At 39.7% G+C, this 18,393-nt stretch carries 18 protein-coding genes; 14 read left to right on the top strand and 4 right to left on the bottom strand.

Annotated elements, in window-relative coordinates; genetic code table 11:
* Positions 1–233: 233 nt before the first annotated feature.
* On the bottom strand, positions 234–530 hold the full coding sequence (locus OQX62_RS09795) for a PAAR-like protein (RefSeq protein WP_265831617.1): 297 nt from the start codon (positions 528–530) through the stop codon (positions 234–236).
* 51 nt (positions 531–581) lie between these two features.
* Between OQX62_RS09795 and OQX62_RS09790 the strand changes: the two genes are divergently transcribed.
* Genes OQX62_RS09790 through OQX62_RS09770 form a run of 5 tightly spaced genes read left to right on the top strand, consistent with a single transcriptional unit; the run spans position 582 to position 5,449 of the window.
* Positions 582–2,069 carry a phage baseplate assembly protein V gene (locus OQX62_RS09790; RefSeq protein WP_265831309.1) on the top strand — a complete coding sequence of 496 codons (1,488 nt, stop codon included), beginning with the start codon at positions 582–584 and terminating at the stop codon, positions 2,067–2,069.
* A gap of 3 nt (positions 2,070–2,072) precedes the next feature.
* The gene (locus OQX62_RS09785; RefSeq protein ID WP_265831308.1) at positions 2,073–2,876 is read left to right on the top strand and encodes a hypothetical protein; all 804 of its coding nucleotides are present in this window, start codon (positions 2,073–2,075) and stop codon (positions 2,874–2,876) included.
* A gap of 3 nt (positions 2,877–2,879) precedes the next feature.
* Complete coding sequence (locus OQX62_RS09780; protein ID WP_265831307.1) at positions 2,880–4,529, top strand: HNH endonuclease; 1,650 nt, start codon at positions 2,880–2,882, stop codon at positions 4,527–4,529.
* 11 nt (positions 4,530–4,540) lie between these two features.
* The gene (locus tag OQX62_RS09775) at positions 4,541–5,071 is read left to right on the top strand and encodes an SMI1/KNR4 family protein (RefSeq protein ID WP_265831306.1); all 531 of its coding nucleotides are present in this window, start codon (positions 4,541–4,543) and stop codon (positions 5,069–5,071) included.
* Positions 5,072–5,077: 6 nt separating this feature from the next.
* On the top strand, positions 5,078–5,449 hold the full coding sequence (locus tag OQX62_RS09770; RefSeq protein WP_265831305.1) for a hypothetical protein: 372 nt from the start codon (positions 5,078–5,080) through the stop codon (positions 5,447–5,449).
* Between the two features lie 143 nt (positions 5,450–5,592).
* On the opposite strand, the gene OQX62_RS09765 is transcribed toward OQX62_RS09770, so the two are convergent.
* Positions 5,593–6,297 (bottom strand): hypothetical protein, encoded by a 705-nt coding sequence (locus OQX62_RS09765; RefSeq protein ID WP_265831304.1) that lies wholly within the window; start codon positions 6,295–6,297, stop codon positions 5,593–5,595.
* Positions 6,298–6,411: 114 nt separating this feature from the next.
* Positions 6,412–7,173, bottom strand: a complete 762-nt coding sequence (locus tag OQX62_RS09760) for a hypothetical protein (RefSeq protein WP_265831303.1) — start codon at positions 7,171–7,173, stop codon at positions 6,412–6,414.
* A gap of 385 nt (positions 7,174–7,558) precedes the next feature.
* Here OQX62_RS09760 and OQX62_RS09755 point away from each other — a divergent pair, with 385 nt between their 5' ends.
* The 4 genes from OQX62_RS09755 to OQX62_RS09740 all read left to right on the top strand — a co-directional run bounded on the left by OQX62_RS09755 (position 7,559) and on the right by OQX62_RS09740 (position 10,479).
* The gene (locus tag OQX62_RS09755) at positions 7,559–7,693 is read left to right on the top strand and encodes a hypothetical protein (protein WP_265831302.1); all 135 of its coding nucleotides are present in this window, start codon (positions 7,559–7,561) and stop codon (positions 7,691–7,693) included.
* A gap of 162 nt (positions 7,694–7,855) precedes the next feature.
* On the top strand, positions 7,856–9,520 hold the full coding sequence (locus OQX62_RS09750; protein ID WP_265831301.1) for a tetratricopeptide repeat-containing sensor histidine kinase: 1,665 nt from the start codon (positions 7,856–7,858) through the stop codon (positions 9,518–9,520).
* A 10-nt stretch (positions 9,521–9,530) separates the two neighbouring features.
* Complete coding sequence (locus OQX62_RS09745) at positions 9,531–10,199, top strand: response regulator (protein WP_265831300.1); 669 nt, start codon at positions 9,531–9,533, stop codon at positions 10,197–10,199.
* Positions 10,200–10,269: 70 nt separating this feature from the next.
* On the top strand, positions 10,270–10,479 hold the full coding sequence (locus OQX62_RS09740; RefSeq protein ID WP_265831299.1) for a hypothetical protein: 210 nt from the start codon (positions 10,270–10,272) through the stop codon (positions 10,477–10,479).
* Between the two features lie 366 nt (positions 10,480–10,845).
* On the opposite strand, the gene OQX62_RS09735 is transcribed toward OQX62_RS09740, so the two are convergent.
* Positions 10,846–11,292, bottom strand: coding sequence for a hypothetical protein (locus OQX62_RS09735; protein ID WP_265831298.1), 447 nt, complete (start codon positions 11,290–11,292; stop codon positions 10,846–10,848).
* A 180-nt stretch (positions 11,293–11,472) separates the two neighbouring features.
* On the opposite strand from OQX62_RS09735, the gene OQX62_RS09730 reads away from it, so the two are divergent.
* From OQX62_RS09730 to OQX62_RS09710, 5 genes are all read left to right on the top strand, one after another.
* A complete protein-coding gene (locus OQX62_RS09730; protein ID WP_265831297.1) occupies positions 11,473–12,498 on the top strand; it encodes a hypothetical protein in 1,026 nt (341 codons plus the stop codon).
* The gene (locus tag OQX62_RS09725) at positions 12,461–15,073 is read left to right on the top strand and encodes a hypothetical protein (protein WP_265831296.1); all 2,613 of its coding nucleotides are present in this window, start codon (positions 12,461–12,463) and stop codon (positions 15,071–15,073) included. Before OQX62_RS09730 ends, OQX62_RS09725 begins: the two co-directional genes overlap by 38 nt.
* A 356-nt stretch (positions 15,074–15,429) precedes the next feature.
* On the top strand, positions 15,430–15,654 hold the full coding sequence (locus OQX62_RS09720; protein WP_265831295.1) for a hypothetical protein: 225 nt from the start codon (positions 15,430–15,432) through the stop codon (positions 15,652–15,654).
* Between the two features lie 54 nt (positions 15,655–15,708).
* Positions 15,709–16,788, top strand: a complete 1,080-nt coding sequence (locus OQX62_RS09715; RefSeq protein WP_265831294.1) for a type I restriction endonuclease — start codon at positions 15,709–15,711, stop codon at positions 16,786–16,788.
* Positions 16,789–16,834: 46 nt separating this feature from the next.
* Positions 16,835–18,382 (top strand): hypothetical protein, encoded by a 1,548-nt coding sequence (locus tag OQX62_RS09710; protein ID WP_265831293.1) that lies wholly within the window; start codon positions 16,835–16,837, stop codon positions 18,380–18,382.
* Positions 18,383–18,393 lie beyond the last annotated feature (11 nt).

The following is an 18,393-nucleotide window of genomic DNA, read 5'->3' as shown; positions in this document are numbered from 1 at the left end:
TAGCCTTATTGCCATTGGTATTCAGAGTTCAGAACTCATTGTGCCATCTGGTTTTGCCCTAATAACCTCTCTCTGCAATGTACCGTTATTGTTAGCTTCAATGAAGGAAGCTTTGTCGGCCGAATTTATTGCATCATTATTTTCAATATGATTAAACGTCCATCTTCTGCTCAATTCCCTACCATTATTTCTATTCTGTATTGTTGCTGTGTTTTACCTTGCATCCGTAGCTTTTAAATATGATCCAAATAACCAGCTCCCAGACCCGTTACTGATGCAGCATATGGAATTTCAAAGCTTATTCTCACTTTACCTCCCTGTTTACAAAGTAGATTTGCATCTTCAAAAAGTAATTTGTAGCCATTTACTTTCACTCCTTTGTTGGTTTTATTCCAATATATAGGTTCTGGTTTGCATGCTGAATTCGTAACAGAACAAATACCCATTGGCTGAATGTTTTCACCTGGAATCATATCCATTTCACTTGCTAGGAATTCGCCATAAATTTTCGAATTATTATGGTGTGTCACTTTCAAACGACATGGAGATGGGCTGAAAATTAATTATGGACATTTGATATTTTGATAGACAGGGGACCAGATTTAGGCTCTTATCTCGACAAAACGCTGGACGATATTGTGATGCTTGCCACCAATGATACACCACAAAATGATCTTCGGATTATAAGCAATGCGACGCGGAAGAATTCCATTGATTATGTGATTCAGTATAGGGAAAGTGATTTCGACTTCCTTAACCGCTTAAGTGGCGAGTATTACGAATGGTTTTATTACGACGGAGAAAACCTGAATTTCGGTAAACCGGATCAGCAGAAAGAGGTATCCCTGTTTTATGGAAGAGATCTCCATAACCTCCAGTATGCCATGGGTGTAGCACCAATCAAGAACAAACGGTTCTCGTATAATCCTAAACAAGATGAAATGCTGCAGGCTGAAACATCAGGAAATGCGGACGGCAGACCAGATTTGGTACATGCCATTAACGCATCCAATTCGATGTTCAGTAAAACATTTAATCAGCCTGCTGCTATTCGTGTAGAGAATAACAATGATATCAGTAATTATGTAGAAAATCAGGAAAAGGCCAATATTAGCAAGCTGTTGAAAGTGAATGCTACCGGCGACAATCCGGAAGTAGGTATTGGTACCATTGTGGACATCACCATGAGTATTAAAAAAGATTTGTCTTTTAATACAGAAAGCTTAGGTCAGTTTTTGGTCACCTCAATATCTCATACTATCGATGAGCGTGGGCATTATCAAAATACCTTCGAAGGGGTGGTTTCTACTACGGAACGACTGGCAGCAGATGATTTTGAGCGACCAAATCCTGATATGCAATTGGCAGATGTGGTAGATAATGATGACCCCCAAGGGAGTGGCAGGATCAAGGTAAAATTTAAATGGGCCTGCCAGACCAATGACGTGACCGAATGGCTGCGTGTGATCACGCCGGACGCCGGGAGCAGCGATAGTGTAAGTAAAAATCGTGGACTGGTATTTATTCCCGAAATAGGCGATCAGGTATTGGTTTCATTTGAAGAGGGGAACATTGCCAGACCAATTGTTTTAGGATCGGTTTTTCACGGTAAAAATGGTAGCGGAGGCAGTAGCAGCAATAACAATAAAAGCATAACTTCAAAAAGCGGACATACCTTCACAATGGACGATGCCGGAGGTATGCTACTCAAAGATAGGTCTGGCTTGAATCATATTTCAATAGATGGTACCAATGCAATTACCGTGACGAGCGATAACAACGTGACACTGCAAACAGGTAACGTGATGATTATCATGGATAAGGAAAATGACAAGATCATCATCCAGGCTAAAAATATTGAGATCAGGGCAGCAGATGATTTTAAACTAACAGGGGATGGCGCACCAAGCAAAAATGGTAGCCTGGAGTTTCAGGATAAACTTTCCATCACTTCTAAAAATGAACTCTTTATGGTGGGTGAGACATCTGCCAAGCTAAATAGTGAAGCAATAAATATAGTCGGCAGCAAGACCTTCATTGACGGCAAACCTGTGAAAATCAATTCCTAAACAATGACCAAGCTTTCTGAAAATAGATATACGCTTACTGTAAAAGGTAATGTGAAGATGCTCACCATGATGGACAGTTTCTCCACAACAGGAACTTACGTGTTGGGCCATTACGGACAAAATACGATCAAGCCTGAATTGCAGGAATATATAATTGAGGAAGAGGAAGTAAAACTGACCGAATATTATGATCCGAATACATTCCAGCTGATAGAATATGTAAATAAACTGGCTTATATTTATAACAGGCAGCATCTGTGCGTAAACAGCAGTGGTGAAATCAAAGGCTTGTTAAACATGCCCGAGATAAAGGCGAAATGGGACAAGTTGAAGAAAGAACTCATGCAAACAAATCCCATTGCTGCCTTTGAAGTAATCCGGCATAAGGACCGAGAGCTTTCAAATCCTGTAGAGCTATTAGAAAATCTTTCTAACACACATTTCATGCATTTGTTCCTTTACGCTTATGAGGCTAATGCAGATGGAGTAGAATATCACCAACAAAATTTGAGTCGTGACCGTATGGGTATCGGCTTTCTAATTCCGGTTAACCAGACTTTTACTTCAGAAAGGACTGAAGATGGGTATACTATTTTTGCTGAAGCTACGCTGGATGAGAAGGGGAAGCTTGATACTAATATGATATCTAAAGTAACCGGCCAACAGCAGTTTGATATTAAACATTATACCAAGGCTAGTTTTAAGCATAATCAGGAAGGTGTTCTGATGGCTGCGGAGATGCAGGTATTTGAGCAGCTAAATAACGATTACAAATCAGACTTATACCTTCATCTTGAAAATATATAGGCTATGGATGAGGACTTACAATGGTTAACGGAAAAGCATTACCTGGTATGCCCTAAGGGTGCCATGTTTAAGCAGATGAAAGTAACAAGTCAGACTGACGCTACTTTTAGCGGCAACCTTGCCGCAACAACCGCCGATACAATGAAAGCCAATGTTTTTATTTGTCTGGGCAGTATGGCTTTTATGGCGGGAGCAATTGCAGGTTTACTGGTTGCTGCTCTGGCTCTGCTAGCTGTGCCTGTTGCAGGGTGGGCGATGGCAGCAATTATTGGAGGTGCTTTATTATTTGCTATAGGAGCAGGTTATCTAAAATGCAAAACCAATGCAGCGTCAAGGGTATGGATTAATTCTTCTCCCAATCTGATCATCAATAATAATCAGGGATTAGTAGTTGGTCAGAGTCAGCTTTCTTGTCCCCCAGAAAGTGCCTTGATTGATATTAAAGAAACTTTTTGGGATGCCATGATGAGTACCTCGATGAACAATGTAGGACATATTGCCAATTTTGCCTTCGGATTTTTAGCAGGCAGGGGCATGGGCAGTATGGCGGGAACGTTGGGCAGTCAGGGAATCAAGGCTGCTGGGATGGAATTTATGGCTGTTGCCCGTACAGAGATGGGAATAATGTTCAATCCTGCATCTTTAACAGGTAAAATGAGCTGGCTTTGCCGGGGTATGCGCGGCTTTGGTATGTTCGGTGCCTATAAAGGTCAGTATGATATCTGGACAGACGACCAGAGAAGTATCACCGATAAATTATTAGCTAGTGGCCAGGAGTTAATACTGTCGATTTTCGCTGCCAAAGGTGCATCGCTGGTGTGCTTCCCCGCTGGGACGCTCGTTCATACCAGTAATGGATTACAGCAGATTGAGGATATTACTGAAGGGACCTTATTATGGACCGTTAATAGGGTAAGCGGTGATCGGGAATTGAAACCTGTTACAGAAACCCATCGCCGTACTACATTGAATATGATTGTAGTAGAGCTGGAAAATGGAACTATATTTGAAGTAACACCAGAGCATCGTTTCCTTGTTGGAGATGACTGGAAAGAGATACAGGAGTTAAAGGCTACCGATGAGCTTGAAGAAATTACCGGTGAAAAAGTAAGGATCAAGAACATCGGATTTATTAGTAAAAGCGCTATAGTTTACAATTTTGATGTACTGGATAATGAAAATTATTTTGTTACTGAAGATGGAGTGCTGGTGCATAATGGGTGTGATTTTAATGCAGATGGGTCATTAAAGACAAGAAATCAAGCCTTGGAAGGTACAACTCACCCTGTTACAGGTGTTCCATTTGAAAGGAAACCAGTTACAGTAGAAGGGAGAAATGTTACTGGTGTTTTTCCAACTTTTAAATCTAAGTTTACATTGAAGCTTCCTGCTTCAAAATTAAAGTTGGCCGATAAACAACAGTTTGTATATTGTACTAAGCAACTTCAAAAACAGATCGCAAAGAATCCAGAAATTGCAAAGAACTTTACTGAACAACAATTAAAAGATATTGCAGCAAATAAACCTAGGATAGAAGGACTTACTTGGGATCATAATGAACAGACAGGAGTTATGCAATTAGTAGACAAAACGGTTCATGGTCAAACTGGTCATACTGGTGGAAATTCGATCTGGGGTGGAGGAATACGTTAATTTACAAAAATATGAATTGGAATTTTGTTAAAAAATTAAAAGAAGAAAATTATATAGCAACTGTAGAGCAGTCGTTTGGGATAGAGTTCCCAGAGTCTTTGCTAAAACTGATCAGGGAATTTAATAACGGAACTCCATCTCCAAACACTTTTGATACTGAATTATTAGTGGGTAAATCATTTGGTGAATTATTAAATTTTAATTTGGATGACGAGTATAATATTCTCACTGATTATGAGGATATAAAGGATAAGTTGCCAAAAGATGTTTATCCTTTTGCAGGTGACGGGGGTGGAGATTTCATGTGTTTGGATTATAGAAATGTTGATAATGGCGAACCCAAAATTTATTATTGGGATCATGAACAAAAGTTTGAAGTTCATGATGATGAATTAATTATTCCTGACACTGAAGATGAATTCGAAAAATATAGACTGGAATTTGTTGCAGCTAATTTAGAAGAAGCCCTGCAAAAACTCTATGACACTGAAGAAGATGATGATGACGAAGATGCAGAGATACTTTATAACGGTATTGATTAATTCTAAATGGCTACACTCAATAAGATTCAAGAATTAGGCGCTTTCGCTTATTCTTCCGAAAAGGAAGGACAATTTGAACTTACGAAATCAATGATTAGCGGTGTCGAAAAGACATTGGGGATTTTACCTGAAAAGGAAGTACTTGATTTTGTAAGTCAATATGGTTTTGGCTATTTCTCCGGCGAAGTTGGAATTATCCCGATCGAATTGCCACCCGTAGTGACTAAGGAAGATCCAGTTTGTCCGGTAGGCAGGTTTTTTGGATTTGGCGATGGCAAAAATTCGATCAATAACATCATCAAAACTTATAGTATACCCGAACAGATATCAATCAGGTTTTTCCCATTATGTGATGGTGTATCTGGAGACCTATTTTGATCTTCCCTGTAAGAAAAGTCCTTTGGGAAAATCTACTATTGGTATCATGAAGGTGATATTGGCAATGACTTATTTCTGGTTGCTGAGAAATTTACTGCATTTATCGATGGCTTACAGCAAATAATATCGAAACCGGCTGAAAATTACTTTAAGCTATCGTATTGGATGCTATCGCGTTCAATGGGTATCAGCTGTTTAGTTGTTTTGTTATATATCAAAATAAATCTGGAAGTCGATGTTGCCCATATTATAGTTTCATCGTCTTTTTTCAAGATCTCATGCCCATTCTTCAGCCTTAAGGAAATATGATTTTTACTTTCCAATATCCTATTATAATCACTGTTCGCTGCCATAATAAAATAAAAACCAATCAAGAGAGCATATGCATATACAAAATTCCTGTTGTTATAAATGATCAATAGATTGGTTATTATCAATAAAATCATATAAAGATAGATCTTTCTATCATCAAATCCGCCCACTTTTACTAGTAAAAATATCGCACTTGTCATTAGCACTGCAATAAAAAAGCCAGTAAAAAACTTAGACTTTTTTATCAAAGGTAACAATATCAGCAGCGTTGCTATGAAAAGAATTGCATACCAAAGGATTGTGCCCTTTTCGTATAGAATATAAATTGCATCTTCTGCAGAATAACAGCAGGAAAAATAATCACTGTTTAAATTCTCAAATAAAACTCTACAATACAGAGATGCACTTAGAGGTAATGTTATGCCCATCACCAGCAAATATGTGGTGATGTCTACTTTCTGGTTTACAATTTCAAGTCTGTTTATCGCTCTGCAAGTTTGGTAAAATAGATAAATAAGGGTGCTTTTCAATTTCATTTCTCAATGTATAATTTAGGTTTTTATTAGTAAATTCAAATATTATTCATGTGGAGATTAGGAGATTAATAGTGAGGGAGATTTGGTGAGTATAGTAAGATTGAGGTGATTTTTTTATTTCTTGTTTATATATTTCTCATACATGCCTCTGGTTAAAGGTAATAGCCTTTTAGCCGTATCAGCTGGATTCTCGCCGCCCATCGTATAAAATTCGGGCACACCACCCACTGTAGAATAGTGAACTTTTCCAATATCTCTGAGCTTAATAGATTCGAGATTTTTAATCCTTTTCAAGTGCGCTCTTCTGAAAGTATCCAGATTAACGATAACTATCCCATCAGCTTTTTGTTCGCATGCTATGGTTTGATATTGATCCCCGTCCCAGTACATACATTCATCTTTGGGCCAAATAACTTTTATGAATATAATTACGCCAATAACAATTATTACTGGCAAAATGAGTCTTTTGAAGTCGAATGGAGGTGGAGTAGTGCCGGGAGGTTTTCCCTGGTCTCGTACTAATGTTCCATCTGAAGTTTCTGACTCAAATCCTATTAACCATGCCAGCAAATAAACATTCCTGTCGTTGGTACCAACTTTCGTATCTCTGCGCAAAAAAGTATTCAATGGCCTAAAGATATCAGGATCAGAATTCTCAAATGCACTCAGATAATCTGCCGCATTATCCTTGTCTCCAAAAAGTGCTGGAAAGGTAAACTCATGGGCTTTTAAATGCCTCGTTGGAAATATATCAATACACTCTCTTTTGATTTTTGCAGGGGTAGGATTCTGCAAATTAAAAGGTAATAATCCCTTTTCTTTTTTCGCTTTATAATCAAGAATTACTTCTTCTTTATACGTTTCAAAACTTTTCAAATCTGTGGAGAGCTAGTCGTTAAATGGAACTATTGGAATTCTTTTGGAATCGATGGAATTCCAATGGAATTAATGGAATCTTCGGAATCCGCTGATAATTAATCAATTACATCCCCCTATGTTTGCATAAGAAATCAGTTCAGACTTTGATTCGCTATCAGGGTTTAAATGTACAAAACAGATTTCATAAAGAGAGAAAGGCGCGGTAGTTCATGACCGGTTTGGGAAGCAGTTATCAGCTCCCGCGTTCGACTCTCATACTTCCCAAAAATTTCAGAAGGCCTTCTGATTTACAACCGTAGCAGCCCCCACGAATGGTCGTGGGGAACTACATCGTATTTCAATTCTAAATTTTTGAATGATGTTCTTTCAATTAATAATCGCTATGCTTCTTGGACTTGGATGTCCATCTGATTCTAACAATACAAATACCAATGATGGACCTCCTATGTCTACTCAGGATGACGGTGGTGATACAGGCGGAGACCACGGACACATCCCTCCACCAAAAAATAACTAGTACAATTCAAAGAAAAGTTATATAAAAATCACAGGGCGGCAGAACCGCCCTGTTTTTCTTTTTCTACCATTATTTTGTTGAAACAATTAGTTTATAATAAAAAGTGTCAAATAAATAAAATTAACGCTAAAATTATTCATTAATTTGGTGAAAATTAAGCGCTTGAAAAATCACGTTCTATTCTCATTTGTACTGTTCCTGCTTTTCTCCTGTACTAAAACAATCAAGAAGGAAAAAAAGGAACAAAACGAATTCTTTGATGTAGCTTACGAATACCTTGATAAAGGTAAGTCAGACAGCGCATTTCTTTATTTTAACAAAGCCAAAGACTTGTTCCTGCAGCAAAAGGATAGCCTTGGTGCAGGCAAATGTTTAGTGAACATGGGCATCATCTCTAATGATAAGGGAGATTATTTTGGTGCACAGGAGATTTCATTGCAGGCAATACCCTTTTTTGATTCATCGCAAAAAAGACAGCATGTATATATCAGCTCCAATCTAAACAACCTGGCAATGGTGACGCATAAACTGGATGTGTTTCAGCAAGCGCTGGAATTTTACGATTCAGCGATTTCCCTATCTCCGGATTCGTCGGAAACCCGGATTCTGCTCAACAATAAAGCACTTACTTACCAGAAGCTAAAAGACTATAAAGCCGCTTTAAAAATATACGAGGAAATCCTGAAAGTGCCCGGTCTTGCCAGGAAAGACTTCGCAAGGATGCTCACCAATCAGGCCTATACGAAATGGCTTCAGGATCCTCAATATAACCCCGTATCTGATTATTTAAAGGCGTTGCGGATTCGGCAGCAAGAAAAGGATCTATGGGGGCAAAATTCAAGTTATACTCACCTGGCTGAATATTATGCAACAAAAAAGCTGGATGTGGCCTTATCCTATGCGGATAAGAGATATCAGGTGGCTAAGGCAATTAACAGTGCCGATGACCGGCTGGCTGCACTTCAGATGTTGGTACAACTGAGTCCGCCTAAAGAATCTAAAGTATATTTTGATAGTTTTTATCATCTCAGTGATAGCCTGCAGACCGCCCGCAGTGCTGCCAAGAACCAATTTGCACTGATACGCTACGAAACGGAAAAACATAAGGCAGATTTCCTCAAAGCGCAGACAGAAAACATTCAGAAGAGAAACAGGATAGTCCTGCAGTCGTTTGCCTTAGGTGTACTGGTACTCCTGTTCATCTTAAGTTATCTATGGTATAGGAAGAGAAAAAAGATCCTGCAGCAGGAAAAGGAGCTGGAAGTCAAAAATACCGAACTTAAGTACGTGAAGAAAATTCACGACAGGGTTGCCAATAAGGTTTACCATGTGATGTCTGAGGTAGAGAACAGACCCGTTTTTGATAAGGAAGAATTATTGGACAAGTTGGAAGACCTTTATAACGTATCGCGCGATATCTCTTACGAAAAAGACTTAAATCCCGACGAGCACTATGCAGAACAACTGTCCGAAATGCTGCAATCTTATTCTTCATCAGCAACTGAAATCCTGATCGTTAGCAACGAAGAAGAATTATGGGAAAAAGTTGAAGGTAAGTGCAAGATTGAAGTTTTTGACGTGTTGCAGGAGCTGATGACCAATATGAAAAAACACAGCAAGGCAGACTCTGTGGTGTTGAAATTTGAAAAGGTAGATCATTGCATAAATATTCTGTATGCAGACAATGGGGTGGGCCTGAACGGCAGTGCCAAGAAAAATGGTCTGACAAATACGGAAAACCGTATTAAAAGTATTCGGGGTACTATTACTTTTGATCGTACCGTAACCAAGGGACTTGAAATCAACATATCATTCCCTATTCATTAAAATATACTGAATGATGTTTAAAAAAGTATTGATAGCAGAAGACTGGGAACACGCTAATATTTCTTTGCGTAAAACGCTTGATGATGTAGGTGTTAGCCAGAAAGAATTCAGGACTTACTGTGATGAAGCACTGGAGCTTTTTCAAATAGCCCTTTCCAAAGGACAGCCTTTTGATTTATTGATTACCGACTTATCATTTGACGAAGACAAGAATATCCAACAAATAAAGGGGGGAAGGGAATTGATCAAAGCAGTTAAACTGCTACAGCCAAGTGTTAAGGTGATTGTTTTTTCTGTTGAAAGTAACCTGAATATTGTAGACCAGCTGTTCACTGACTTAGATATTGATGGCTATGTTCGTAAAGCGCGTTATGATGCAGAAGATCTCAGACGTGCCGTAGATGCTGTTGCGAACAATAAGAAATACCGCTCCGCAGATTTGATGCGCAAGAAAAGAGTAGAAAACTCTTACGACTTTAAGACTTACGATATCCAGATCATCAAACTGCTCTGTAACGGAACGCCGCAAAAAAATATCCCTGCCTATTTACAGGAAAATAATATCAAACCTGCAGGCTTAAGCAGCGTTGAAAAACGACTCAGCTCTATCAAGACCTCATTAAATATCTCCAGTAACGAGCAGTTGGTTGCTTACTGTAAGGATAAAAAAATTATCTGATCTGATTACGGGATCCCGTAATAAAGGGTCTGTTTACATGGATACTTTTGCCGTAACAACCACAACCGTTATGAAGAAGTACTACGTAAATAAAAATGCCCAGACAAATACGGGTGATCATGAAGTCCACAGTGAAGACTGTACTTATTTGCCTCATCCGGATCACAGGTTGTATCTGGGAGAATTCTCGATGTGTATCTCTGCTATAGCTGAGGCAAAAACAATATATATAAATTCTAATGGCTGTAAAACCTGTTCGAATTTTTGTCATACCAGTTAACCGCTGATAGAAATCCTCATTTAAGATCAAGCTAATTTTAGCGCTCAGAAATGTGAGGGTTGTTTTCTTTCTGACTATAAAGAAACAATCCTCCATTTCAATTGCTGTATATCTGTTCGCGACACATGCTGAACTCTAGTTTATAAATATCAATGACCCCAATAAGTGCTGAAAAGAAAGCCTACGTGCTGAAATATCGTTTTTACAAATTTATGATCAGACATTCATCCTGGCGGAAGGAGAGGTTAAGACGGTTCAGGTTGATGAAGCAGGTCTTGACCAAGTTATAGTATACAAATTCATTTGAATTTCAAGCTATGCTAAATATCAAATAGAGGCTGATCGTTGTCAGGTTAAAAAGATTGATCAAAAGAATATGTCTATATAATCTGTTGAACTGCCATCACAATTAAGCATCTGCTGTAAGCGCCAGTATTTGCGTTTTCCGGAAGCTTTAAAAATAACCAGGCCGGTACTTTCGCAGGGCTTCCCATTATTGACATAGGAGACCTGTGATACAATTTTTCCATTGAACTTGAGTTCTCTTCCCTTTGCCAAAAAGGTACCTTTTATCGTTACATAGTCGTTTTTAAGCTTGTCCCTTTGCTCACCTTCAATACTATATTCATTATCTCCGATTTTCCGGATCATTACTGTTCCTGGTTTGTTCCCTTTTTCAAATGTAATCCATTGAATGGTGAAGGAATGCTGCCCCGTCCGCACTGGTAAAGTTGGTGCTCCCGCCGTTTTAGTTTGAGCTGTGGCTTGTAGTATAACTGCCAGCAAAAAGAATAAACAAATCGTTTTTTTCATATAGGATACAGTGAAGAAAGTCGCATAGTTTCTGACAGGATAACATTCGAATCAGCAAGATGTTTAATTTCCAGATAATAATTTGCATTTGGCCAACAATCACGATCAAGGTTTGTTAATCAGGTATGGTTCTGCATAGATTTAATTTATCACTCATATGCCGCACTGAACTGTATGAAGATGCCGAAACTGATCCTATTGCTCACAGGATTGATCCTGTTTTTCCTGGTTTCCTGTCGCAGAGACAGGGTAGTCAGCACCAGCTTTTATTACTGGAAAACAGTCTATGAAAACAATCCGCTGGAAAGTAAATACGTGAATGCCCTGCATAGTAAGGAACTTTATGTGCGGTTAATGGATGTGGATTATGGCGACAATGGGCCTCAGCCTGTATCGCCGGTCAGCTTCAAATCAGCATTGCCTGATTCCATCCAGCTCATTCCTGTTGTATTTATTGTTAATGATGTGCTTAAAAACCAAAATCCGCGGCAATTGGATGACCTCGCTGCTAAGATTGTTTATTACGTAGAAGGCCGGATCAAACCTTCCGGGAAGCTATCTTATCAGGAACTGCAGATCGATTGCGACTGGACGCGAAGTACCCGGGATAATTATTTCTACCTGCTGCGCCGGATCAAATCCAACCCAAAGCTGAAAAACAAGATCCTGTCTGCTACGCTCCGCCTGCATCAGCTCAAATATCAGGCAAGAAATGGTATACCACCGGTTGACCGCGCGATGCTGATGTGTTACAATATGGGTAACCTGCGCAAATATGGAGATCAGAATTCAATACTGGAGCAAGAAGAACTGGAAAAATATGCAGGTAAGAACTTAGGTAATTATCCTGTACCACTCGATGTGGGGCTGCCTTTATTCAGCTGGGCGGTGGTATTCAGGCACAAACAATATGCAGGGATCGCCAAGAGACTGGGCTCCGGGAACTTTACAGATCACCAAACTTTTAAACCAGGGGGCAACAACCTTTACACCTTGCAAAAAGATCTGCCCGCATTTGGTTTATTGCGCGGGGATGAGATCAGGCTGGAGCGACTGTCTGCTGACCAGTTGTTTGCTGCTGCCAGCTACATTCAGCAATATTTACCATCAGATACGTTAAAAATCATTTATTTTCACCTCGACGAACCAACGCTTAAACACTACACCTATGAAGACCTTGCCAAAACTGCTGCTGTATTTCGTTAGTATTACCGGCTTGTGCCTGATGAGCGTGGCCATCATTATGGCCTGCGCGGACGAGCCCGATCCCTACGATTATTACACCTCTTTCTTTCATCCCGATATCCAGGGGCAGAAGGAATACGGCGCTTTTTATTTTACAGACTATAAGTTTACTTATGGGGATGAAGAACCGGCAAGTGAAGCCGCCATCAACTCAGCTGAATGGGCAAAGTACTTAGGAGCGGACGTAAAGCCAGCAGATGTAGAAAAGATCATGTACCATTTGGACAGTGCCGGCAAAGAGCGGGCTTTCCACTTTTTCGAACAGGATCCGGCAGCAGCAGATAGTTTAACAAGCAACAGCTTCTTTATCAGCCTCAAAGAACCAGGGCATGATCATGCCAGAAAATATTACCAGTTTGCTGTAGAGGCAGAACTATTAGGTCAGTCCAATTATAACTATTGGGAACCTGCACCTGTAGACACGGCAGGACTCAAAGATGAAGCGGCGACAGCGGTACAGTCAGCAATGGAAGAGAATGATAGTTTTTTGAAGCTGCGGTATTTTTACCAGGCTCAAAAATTAAATCATTACGCAGGTGATTTTGAGGAGGCAAAAAAAATATTTGACCAGCATATTGCCACGGTATCATCATCAAGCCATATCAAGGGCTGGGCTCTGGCCTTAAAGGCAGGAGAGGAGCGCCGCCTCGGTGATACCATCCAGGCTGCATACCTGTTTTCCAAAGTATTTGCAGGATATCCCGAACGCAGACTTCAGGCCTACCGCAATTACCATTATATTGATGCTCCATTTGACCAGGTGATCAAGCTGGCACAAACACCCAGGGAAAAAGCAAACCTGTATGCCATCAAAGGTTTTGCCAACCCGGAAATTGAAACCGATAATCTGGAGGAGGTGTATGACAATGCGCCAACATCATCACTAGTGGGCGTATTATTGCTGCGGGAAATCAATAAGTTAGAGCAATATTACCTGACCCCGGCCCTCAACAATAACACCGATCAATTTTACAGTGACCGCTCCGGGCTGAGCAAGAAGGGCCCGGAAGCTCATTCCGCATCAAAGAAATGGATCTTGTGGGTAGCTGCAGCAACGATTCTACTGGCGGGGATACTGTTCATACTGGCATTTAAAAAGCAGGAAGGAAAAGCCGTTTATAAAGTATTGGCTGGGGCATTGCTTTTCAGCGGAGCGCTCGCTGTAGTATGGTTTTATTTTAGTCAGCAACCCCAGGCAGCAGGCCCGAAATCTTTGCCTCAGGGCAGCTTTTTCGTAGCTATGCCTGATAGCGTAAAAACGAAGTACGAAGCTCACATTGAAAAACTTCGTAACTTTTGTACCAAGCTGAGCAGCGATGGCCGCTATACTGAACCGCAAATAGGGGATTTAACCTCTGCTTATTTATACTTTATACAGAACAAGCCAGATGATGGACTGGCTGCACTCCAAAAATCAGATGGGCAGAGACTCAGCCAAAAACTCAATGATCAAAAACAAATCGTAAAGCTGCTGTTATCTTCCCAGCACATCAAACAGCTCAAAGCAATAGATGAAGTTGCATTGCTACCTTCTTTAAAGTGGCTCGATGAAAAGTCCGATCATAACAACCAATTTGCAATTACCCAGCGCAACTTCTACACCCATGTTCTGGCACCTGCCTACCTGCGCCAGGGAGATACTGCCCGGGCAGCCCTTGTTATGTTGAACAGTGACTTGTCGGTCGACAACAAGTATAAATCTACGGAAATGCCCGGTTTTTGGTATAATTATTTACACAGCGCCCAGCTTCAGCAAGTCATTGACTGGAAAAATGGTGTCAGTGGTGATCAGTATCTGGATTTTTTGAGCCATGGCCTGAAACGTGTGAAAGCCGACAATCTATTTGAGCTACTGGGAACTATCGCCTTGCGTGAGCACCGTTACAGCAATGCAGTAGCTGCGTTTCAGCATATCAGAGACAGGAAAATCATCACTAAGCCTTACAATGGAGAGGATGTATACAGCGAAGGCGAAAGCTACCAGGGCGATCCATTTATGGTGGATATTAACGACTATCCCAAATATTTTGGCGGCAAACGTTACACGAAACTCACTTTCGCACAGAAAATGGCTGAGCTGGAGAGCCAGCTACGGTCGGATCCCAAAAATAGCACTGCCTGCTTTCAGCTGGCCAATGGTTTATATAACACCTCTATGTATGGTAACTCATGGGGGCTGATCGCTTACAGCTGGTCTATCAATGACGTTGGCCGGAAGCAACTCTATTATTATGACCGTGACTATATCAATGCTTCGCAGGCTAAACAGTATTATCTGGAAGCCCGTGAGCTTAGTCATGATCCGGAATTGAAGGCGAAATGTACTTTTATGGCCGCCAAATGCGAGCAGAAAGAACATGTGTATCCGTCATTCATGGACGATTATGATAGCTATGTTGAGCGTGAAAAGCAATATGCTCAACGGCTTAGAGAAAATAGCTACTTCAGTGAGATGCAACAATACAAAAAAACGGCATTTTATCAAAAAGCAGTCAATGAATGTAGTTATCTGAGCGATTTTATCACGTCAGACTAGTTTCAGACTTTAAAATTTATCTTTTTATTTCCTGGTAGGTAAGCAAAGGTTTACCTACCATATTTAGCTAACCAGGTAGGCAATAAATAATCTACTTGTCAACTGATGCTGTTGCTAAGGGTAATCATCAATCTTTAGTAAATGTGATCATTTCTCTAACACCTGTTTGCTTATTCTTACACCTGATCCTGCCTGAGAATAATGCTATTTCCAAGTTAAATCGCTGAAAAATAGATTCATTAAATATATTCTGCTTTACGGTTTCCCGTAAGATTACCAGCATTCCGCTGTATACTTTTGATAACAGAAACGTATAAGTTTCACACAAAAATTATCACTCACCACAAATAAAGTATATGATAACAATTTTACTATCTCTCAGCATTTTCTTCAATGCCGCCATCTCTAAAGGACCTGGCGAGGTTTACATCTGTAATAACCACAAAACTGACAAATACCATTTGTCGCCTACCTGCAAAGGCCTGCGCAATTGCCAGTTTAAAATAGTCAAAATTTCAGCTCAGACTGCAAAGAATAAAAAGATGAGTCTTTGTGCCTGGGAAGGCAAAAAAAGCAAATAGGCTTATGGCACATTTCAATTACAACAATTAGCTAATCATTAAAGAGAATTTTGAATGGATTTTAAAGATCAGATAGCACAACTGGGATCTCGTGTAGAGAAGATGTTGCCTCAAATACAAACAGAAGAAGCTACAAAAAATGCTTTGGTAATGCCTTTTATTCAGATTATGGGTTACGATGTATTCAACCCATTTGAAGTCAATCCGGAATTCATTGCCGATTTAGGAATTAAGAAAGGAGAGAAGGTAGATTATGCCATTATGAAAGATGGCGAGCCTACCATATTGATTGAATGCAAACACCACCTGGAGAATCTCGACCCTCATAATTCACAACTTTTCAGATATTTTCATACCACTAAGGCGAAGTTTGGTCTGCTGACCAATGGCTTGGTTTATCGTTTCTATACTGATCTTATGGAGAAGAACAAAATGGACAACACTCCTTTCTTTGAATTCAAGTTAACCGAAATTAAAGATGCAGAACTATTAGAATTGAAGAAATTTCATAAGTCGTATTTTGATGTAGAAAATATCACTAACACGGCGAGTGAACTGAAATACCTGAATGAGCTAAAGGCGCTGTTGCATAAGGAGATTGCAGATCCATCAGAAGGTTTTATCACATTCTTCACAAAACAGGTTTTTCCAAAAGTCATAACTGCTAAAGTCAAAGAGCAATTTGCACCAATTATCAAACGCTCTTTCAATCAACTGATCAGTGATGCCATTAACGAACGTCTTAAATCTGCCTTAAATCAGGAAAAAGAAAAAGATGCTGCCGAAGCAACGAAGATTGCAGAAACTGTAGTGACATCTGATCAAGAATCTGGCATCATTACTACTGAAGAAGAGATTGAAGGATTTTTTATAGTGAAATCCATTCTGAGAGAGACTACAGATTCGAAAAGAATCACTTACAGGGATGCCCTTTCTTATTTCGCTATCCTGCTGGATGACAATAACCGTAAGACGATCTGCAGACTTTACCTGAACACCAAAAAATATCTGGCAATCCTCGACGAGAATAAAAAGGAGATCAAATATGAACTGGATTCCCTCGACGATTTATATAAACATGCGGCGATTTTAAAAGAAGTCATTTCCAGATTGGAAGTAACAAAGGTGAAATAAATAATGTCCCCCAAATTTCTCTATTAAAATACATAAGAAATAGCATATGAAAATGAAAAATGAGCTGAAGACGATCAGTGTATCTGGCGTGCTTATGCTGATGGTTGCCCTAACAGGATGTTCTGGTAGTAAACCAAGTGGTGTGTCAGAAACACCCTTCGAAGATGTAAAATTCAATCCATACGACCAGGAATTGGGTAAACGCATTGAAGCCTACAACAATACCATCTTGCCGAATAGTGCAAATTCGAAAACAGGTAATCCTGCTTTGTATATCGATTTCTCTTCAGGTATTAACAAAGCTTTCTCAGATCCGGCAATTAAGGGGATGATGACCAACTGCTTTAATACAGTTTTAGCTGAAAAATTTGAAGTGTACAAACTGGGTGCGAATAAAATAACCCCTTTAAATATTTCGAACACTACGGAACTAGGTCAGCAGGTTAGTAATCCTGCTCAGTATGCAGACATATGGGCACCGATCCAGGGTACCGTAGAAAAAATTGTCGAAGGTAATAACGATGCACTCCTCATCACTGATTTTGAAGAGTGGCAAAAGAACATTGAAGTAACCAATACCGCATTTTTGAAAATACCCTTCTCTAAATGGCTGGCAAAAGGAAATACCATACATTTTTTTATTGCTGATTATAATGAGGCCGGTGTGCAGAAACACTTGTATTTCACCATTTTCAACTGTGGCAATCCCAATAGTTCGAGCATGATCACCAAACTGGAGGCTCAGCTGGCACCGTTAACAACGCGTTTTGATTTGTCTAATAAATCTTACAAACTGCGCACCGGATACGCTGGCGAAAAATCAGGAGGAGTATTTTATGATCCATCCGGTAAATCTGATGCGGCTAAAAATGTGCTGGATTTAAAAGAAGGATATGTGAACGGATTGAAAGACGGAAATCATTTTGAATTCTATCCTTTGGGATTAGACTGGAATACGATAGATCAGTTGCATACTACGTTTGCTGCTCAGGGACAGTTTACTGATTTTTTTAGAAAGTTATATATCGACCTGAGTAATAATGACAGCTATACCTATGGTGATTTTGATGTAAAAGTTGCGGATGTGACCACCGATTTTGAAAACTTTGCTAAATCCGCCGAGGCCAAAAAACACCAGCCTAAATTAACTAAAGGAAGTAATGGGGAAGCTAAGTTCGCTGACAATGAAACGGATCCAATCGCACTCTCATGTTACAATACTGATGGCAAGTTGAAGGAGCAATGGGTATATCAACCAGCAGCGGGAAGCGCATTGAATGAAGTTTTTGTGCTGAACAAGACGTTATTCACAAACACTAAAAATACTGACAATAAGAATGCAGAATTCGGAGTTTCCTTTGACCCTAAGTTCAGTATCAAAAACATCCAAAATTCTAATGGATTGGTCAAAACCGATATCGTATTGAATACAGCCATCCCTAACCTGACGAATCCGAAATTATCAAAATTCCAATGGCTAAATGCTAAGAAAATACCAAATACAGCTTTGTATGAGTCTGTTAAAAATACCTTACAGGAACTTACACCAGCCAATAAAGTAATCTATTCATACTACATCAAAACACAACAATAATTAACCTCAAA

The organism is Pedobacter sp. MR2016-24 (assembly GCF_026239655.1).
In the GTDB taxonomy this organism is placed as follows: Bacteria; Bacteroidota; Bacteroidia; order Sphingobacteriales; family Sphingobacteriaceae; genus Pedobacter.
The sequence above is the reverse complement of the archived record's forward strand: the minus strand, read 5'-3'. Positions and strand labels throughout refer to the sequence as shown.